This is a genomic window from Nocardioides sp., assembly GCF_035703625.1.
GTDB lineage: Bacteria > Actinomycetota > Actinomycetes > Propionibacteriales > Nocardioidaceae > Nocardioides.
The window spans coordinates 1-5,707 of record NZ_DASSXS010000123.1; the positions used below are offsets into that span (position 1 = coordinate 1).

The window sequence follows — 5,707 nt, forward strand, 5'->3', positions numbered from 1 at the left end:
TCAGGTCTCCTCGGCCGGCGCGAACAGGTCGAGCTCGGGGTCCGGCAGCGGCGGCACGGTCACCTCGAAGGCGTGAGCCGATCCACCGACGCCGAATCCCGGTCCGGGCTCCGGGTCGCGGCCCTGCTGGTGCGCCAGCGCGGCGGCGTTGGCCAGCCGGTCGGCCTGTTCGTTGAGCTCATGCCCGCTGTGCCCCTTGACCCACTCGAACCGGACCCGCTGCCGACGCCCCGCCATGGCCCGGTCGAGTGCCTTCATGATCTCCAGGTTGGCGACCGGCCTGCCGTCACCCTTCTTCCAGCCACGGCGCTTCCAGCCGGGCATCCAGTCCCGGATCGCCTTGATGGCATAGGTCGAGTCGCAGTAGACGAGCAAGTCGTCCTCGACGTCGGCAGTCTGCTCCAGCAGGTCGAGCACAGCGGTGAGCTCGCCCATGTTGTTGGTCCCATGGCGCCAGCCGCCGCTGGCCCAGCAGCCGTCGTCGACGTACCACCCCCACCCGGCGGGGCCGGGGTTGCCGAGGGCGGACCCGTCGGCGGCCGCGACCAGCGTCATGCGCGGTCGGGCGGAAAGCCGCCGGTTGCCACGGGGCCCCACGACTCGACGGTGACCCGGATCAACGACTTCGCCTGGCGGCGCATGGCCGCGCGGTACTCATCCCAGTCGTCGTGCTCGCCGGAGATGCAGCGGAAGTACTCCACCAGCCCGTCCTCAGCCTCCTTCGCCGGCATGTCGAGCACCTCGGCGGTCCCGTCGACCTGCACCCACGGCCCGTCGAAGTCATCGCTCATGACCAGCACGGTCGCGGCCGGGTTGCGGCGCAGGTTGCGTGCCTTCGCCCGGGTCGGGTACGTCGAGATCACCAGCCGGCCGGCATCGTCGACACCGCCGGTCACGGGCGACACCTGGGGACGCCCGTCCTGCCGGGCGGTGATCAGGGCGTAGCGGTGCCGGACGCGGGCGAAGTCGAGCAGCTCGTCACGGTCGACCTCCGTGTTCGTCGCGATGGAAGCCATGGCCGACAGCCTAGGGCGGGCGACGGGAACGCGAGACGGTCGCCCGTGACGAATCGGCGTGCAGGTGCCCGGACACCTAGACTCGACGGGCGTCCGCACCCCACTTCCGAAGGCGACCCACCTAGTCATGCCCACCCGCACAGACCTCCGCAACGTCGCGATCGTCGCGCACGTCGACCACGGCAAGACCACGCTGGTCGACGCGATGCTCCGCCAGGGCGGTGCCTTCACCGAGCACCAGGCCGAGGGCGTGGGCGAGCGGATCATGGACTCCGGTGACCTCGAGCGCGAGAAGGGGATCACGATCCTCGCCAAGAACACCGCGATCCACTACGCCGGCCCGGCCGCCGACGGCAAGCCGATGACGATCAACATCATCGACACCCCGGGCCACGCCGACTTCGGTGGTGAGGTCGAGCGTGGGCTCTCGATGGTCGACGGCATCGTCCTCCTCGTCGACGCCTCCGAGGGCCCGCTCCCCCAGACGCGTTTCGTCCTGCGCAAGGCGCTCAACGCCGACATGCCCGTCGTGCTGGTGGTCAACAAGGTCGACCGTGGCGACGCCCGGATCGCCGAGGTCGTGGACGAGACCTACGAGCTGTTCATGGACCTGCTCGACGAGCACCACAGCCAGGACGCCCTCGACTTCCCGGTCGTCTACGCCTCCGCCAAGGCCGGTCGCGCCTCGCTGGAGGTGCCGGAGAACGGTGGCCTGCCCGACTCCCCGGACCTCGAGCCCCTGTTCCGCACCATCCTCGAGACGATCCCGGCGCCCGAGTACGACGAGGGCGCGCCGCTGCAGGCTCACGTCACCAACCTCGACGCCAGCCCCTTCCTCGGCCGGCTCGCGCTGCTGCGGGTGCACCAGGGAACGCTCCGCAAGGGACAGAACGCGGCCTGGATCAAGCGCGACGGCTCGATCAGGAACGTGCGGGTGACCGAGCTCCTCGTCACCGAGGGCCTCGAGCGCAAGCCCGGCGAGTCGGCCGGGCCCGGCGACATCGTCGCCGTCGCCGGCATCCCGGAGATCACCATCGGCGAGACCCTCGCCGACCCCGAGGACCCGAAGCCGCTGCCGCTGATCCATGTCGACGAGCCCGCGATCTCCATGACCATCGGCACCAACACCTCGCCGCTGGTCGGCCGGGTCAAGGGCGCCAAGGTGACCGCTCGCCTCGTCAAGGACCGCCTCGACAGCGAGCTGGTCGGCAACGTGTCGCTGCGGATCCTGCCCACCGACCGTCCCGACGCCTGGGAGGTCCAGGGCCGTGGCGAGCTGGCGCTGGCCATCCTGGTCGAGCAGATGCGGCGCGAGGGCTTCGAGCTGACCGTGGGCAAGCCGCAGGTGGTGACCAGGGAGGTCGACGGCAAGGTGCACGAGCCCGTCGAGCGCCTCACCATCGACGCTCCGGAGGAGTACCTCGGCGCCATCACGGAGCTCCTGGCCACCCGCAAGGGGCGCATGGAGCAGATGACCAACCACGGCACCGGCTGGGTGCGCATGGAGTTCCTCGTCCCGGCCCGCGGCCTGATCGGGTTCCGGACCGAGTTCCTCACCGAGACCCGCGGCACCGGCATCGCGCACCACGTCTTCGAGCGCTACGAGCCGTGGGCCGGCGAGATCCGCTCCCGCAACTCGGGCTCGCTGGTGGCCGACCGCAAGGGCGCGGCCACGGCGTACGCCATGACCAACCTGCAGGAGCGGGGGATCATGTTCGTCGAGCCGGCGACCGAGGTCTACGAGGGCATGATCGTGGGCGAGAACTCCCGTGCCGACGACATGGACGTCAACATCACCAAGGAGAAGCAGCAGACCAACATCCGGTCCGCGACCTCCGACAACTTCGAGAAGCTCGTGCCTCCCCGCAAGCTGTCGCTCGAGCAGTGCCTGGAGTTCTGCCGTGAGGACGAGTGCGTCGAGGTCACACCGGAGACCGTGCGGATCCGCAAGCTGGTGCTGGACGCCAACGAGCGCGCGAAGATCGCGAGCCGAGCGCGTAAAGCCAGCAAGTAGGCCCGGAGCGAGGAACGAGCGGAGTGGTCTGCTTATTGGTTTTCTGCGAGGCGAAGTGATCCCGGCGACGAAGGAGCCGGAGATCGCGAGCCGAGCGCGTAAAGCCAGCAAGTAGCGGGGCGTCCCCTGAGCCGCTAGGCGGGGACCGCGAACCTGGCGGAGTTCTGGTTGGCGGTGATGCCGACCCCGCACAGTGCCACGGTGATCAGCAGGACCGTCATCGACTGGACGCGGTCGGGCAGGAACGACGAGAGCGGGAAGAGCGCGACGTGCAGGACGAGCGCGGACGGGATCCAGCGCGCGACGGTGCCGGTCCGGAACAGCGCGATCGCGAGCAACAGCTCGCCGAGGTAGAACGCTCCGATCCAGCCGAACAGGAACACGCTGAGACCGAGCTCGGAGCTCGCCTGGTCGAGCGCCCCTGCCTGGATGGCGTCGTTCACCGCGAGCGCCCGGAAGAAGACGAGGAGCATCGAGAACCCGGACAGGCCGATGCAGCCGATGGTGAACACTCCGATCGCCATCAGTCCGAACACGGTGGTGCGCATCCGGAAGAGCGTCACGATCGACGGCATGCCGAGGGTCAGCGTCACCGCGGCGACGAAGTAGAGGACGGCAACGGCCAGCCAGCGACCACCTTCGGACTCGGCCAGCTGGAGCGTGGTCGCCGCGTTGTCACCCGACGGCAGGATCAGCGCGCCGACCGAGAGCGCGGTCGCACCGAGCACGAGGGCGGCAGCGGAGTACGGGACCCAGTCCATGCGCATGCGAGTAGGGACCTTCCTGGCCTGTCGACGGGGTTGGCTCGCTGCCGACCCGATCGAGTGGAGTCTAGGACGAGCCTGGCCGCCAGATCCTGCGAATGCTCAGATCAGCCAGCGGCCCAGCAACGTGCCGTTGTCCTCCAGGAGCGTGTCGAGCTTGAGGGGTACGTCGATCGGCGGTCCGTCGGTGACTCTGGGGTGCAGGCCCGAGACCAGCCTCGGCACGACGGTGGCGTCGAGCTCGTCGACCACGCCCTGGTCGAGCAGGTCCCGGAGCAGGTGCGGTCCGCCCTCGCAGAGGATGTTCTCGAACCCGCGCTCCTCGAGGCGCTGACGAAGCGCGCTGAGGTCGACCCGGTGCGAGCCGAGGAGGAGCAGGTCGCCCGGGGGCAGCAGCTCGCGGGACGCGGCCAGCTCCGGCGCGTGCTGGCAGGTGGCGAGGATGACGCGGCCGGGCTCGACGCCGCGCAGCTTCTCCGGCACCCGCCCCGAGCGGCTGACCACGACGAGCGGCTTGTCCGCCGGTCGGTAACCCTCGATCCGGGCGGTCCCGGCACCGACGACGACCACGTCGGAGAGCTCGCGCAGCAGCTCGAAGACCCGGCGGTCGACGTCGTTGCTGATCCCGGCGCTGCGCCCGCTCTCGCCGGTCACCGCACCGTCCAGCGTCGAGACCATGTTGACGCGGAGCCACGGGGTCGAGGGAGCGGCGTACAGCTTCTCGAGGTCCTGCCTGCCCACTCCGTCCTGGCCGGTTGGGGTGTCGCCGATCAGAACGCGCATGCCGCCAGTCTGCACCCGGACCCGGCCGGCGTGTTCACCGGCTGGCCACAAGGTCCCTTCGCACCTCGGGTGCGAGCACGGCGATACCCAGCAGCGGGAAGACGGCGAGGATGGCGAGGCTGCCGGGAACACCCACCAGCTCGCCGAGTCCGGCCACGGCCGCGGAGCCGATGCTGCCGCCGACGAGGAAGAGCAGCGTCGCGATGCCCAGGGCCACGCCACGCACGTCGTGGGTGACCGCATCGCCCACGCTGGACCCGAGCGCGGGCTGGCCGATCCCGAACGACACGGTCGCCAGGATCACCGCGGGCACGAGCGCCCAGGCGGCCGGCAGGGCGGTGCCGACGGCGGCCAGCACCAGCGAGGCCGCCGCGATCCACCCGGCCATCGTGAGGCACCGGGCGGCTCCGTACCGTTCGAGCAGCGGCCCGACGTGTCGGGGCACCCACAGCGCGAACGCCGCGCTCGGCAGCAGCAGGGTCCCGACCTGCCACGGCTCCCAGCCGTGGCCGACCAGGACCACAGGAACTCCGACCAGCTGGGCGAACCAGGCGGCCGGCACCGCCGCCGCCGCGACGGCACTGCGCACGACCGTCTGGTTGCGCGCCACCTCGAGCGGGAGGAAACCGTCGGGGCGTCGGCGCACCCACAGGGCCACCAGGGGTACGCCGACCAGCACGAGCAGGAGACCGGCCCCGGCCACGATCCGCCCCGTGGTCGGCGACTGGAGCAGCAGCACCACCCCGGCCGCGGTTGCCCCCACCAGGACGGCGCCGGCCAGGTCCAGCCGGGCGCCCGTCCCACCGCCGGTGAGGGTGCGCCACAGGAACGGGAGCACGCACGCGCCCAGGATCGGCAGCGCCATCACGGCCCGCCAGCCCCAGGCATGTTCGACGACCCCACCGACCAACGGCCCGAAGCAGCTCACCGCGGCCGCGAGGCCCGCGAGCCGGCCCAGGGCCAGGGCGCGGACCTCGCCGTCGTAGCGCGCGCTCAGCAGCGCCACCCCCAACGTCGGGATGGCGGAGGCGCCGGCACCCTGGAACATGCGGGCGACCAGCAGCACGCCGTACGACGGCGCCAGGGCGGCGACCAGCGCGCCCCCGGTCATCATCCCGACCCCCACCAGC

The 5,707-nt window shown here is 71.0% G+C and carries 6 protein-coding genes; 1 reads left to right on the plus strand and 5 read right to left on the minus strand.

All coding sequences use genetic code 11. The features are described from left to right. Both VFN12_RS06130 and VFN12_RS06135 read right to left on the minus strand, forming a co-directional pair. Positions 1-555 carry a ribonuclease H gene (locus tag VFN12_RS06130; protein WP_325117722.1) on the minus strand — a complete coding sequence of 185 codons (555 nt, stop codon included), beginning with the start codon at positions 553-555 and terminating at the stop codon, positions 1-3. Then, complete coding sequence (locus VFN12_RS06135; RefSeq protein WP_325117723.1) at positions 552-1,016, minus strand: PPOX class F420-dependent oxidoreductase; 465 nt, start codon at positions 1,014-1,016, stop codon at positions 552-554. The genes VFN12_RS06130 and VFN12_RS06135 overlap by 4 nt, the downstream gene beginning before the upstream one ends. Before the next feature lie 127 nt (positions 1,017-1,143). Between VFN12_RS06135 and typA the strand changes: the two genes are divergently transcribed. Next, positions 1,144-3,030 (plus strand): translational GTPase TypA, encoded by a 1,887-nt coding sequence (gene typA, locus VFN12_RS06140; RefSeq protein WP_325117724.1) that lies wholly within the window; start codon positions 1,144-1,146, stop codon positions 3,028-3,030. 134 nt (positions 3,031-3,164) lie between these two features. Here typA and VFN12_RS06145 read toward each other — a convergent pair whose 3' ends face one another. From VFN12_RS06145 to VFN12_RS06155, 3 genes are all read right to left on the minus strand, one after another. After that, positions 3,165-3,791: a hypothetical protein gene (locus VFN12_RS06145; protein WP_325117725.1), complete on the minus strand. Its 627-nt coding sequence runs from the start codon at positions 3,789-3,791 to the stop codon at positions 3,165-3,167. Positions 3,792-3,896: 105 nt separating this feature from the next. Continuing rightward, positions 3,897-4,577, minus strand: coding sequence for a dihydrofolate reductase family protein (locus VFN12_RS06150; protein WP_325117726.1), 681 nt, complete (start codon positions 4,575-4,577; stop codon positions 3,897-3,899). A 34-nt stretch (positions 4,578-4,611) separates the two neighbouring features. After that, positions 4,612-5,707: MFS transporter (locus VFN12_RS06155; protein ID WP_325117727.1), on the minus strand; the 1,096-nt coding region annotated here is incomplete at its 5' end.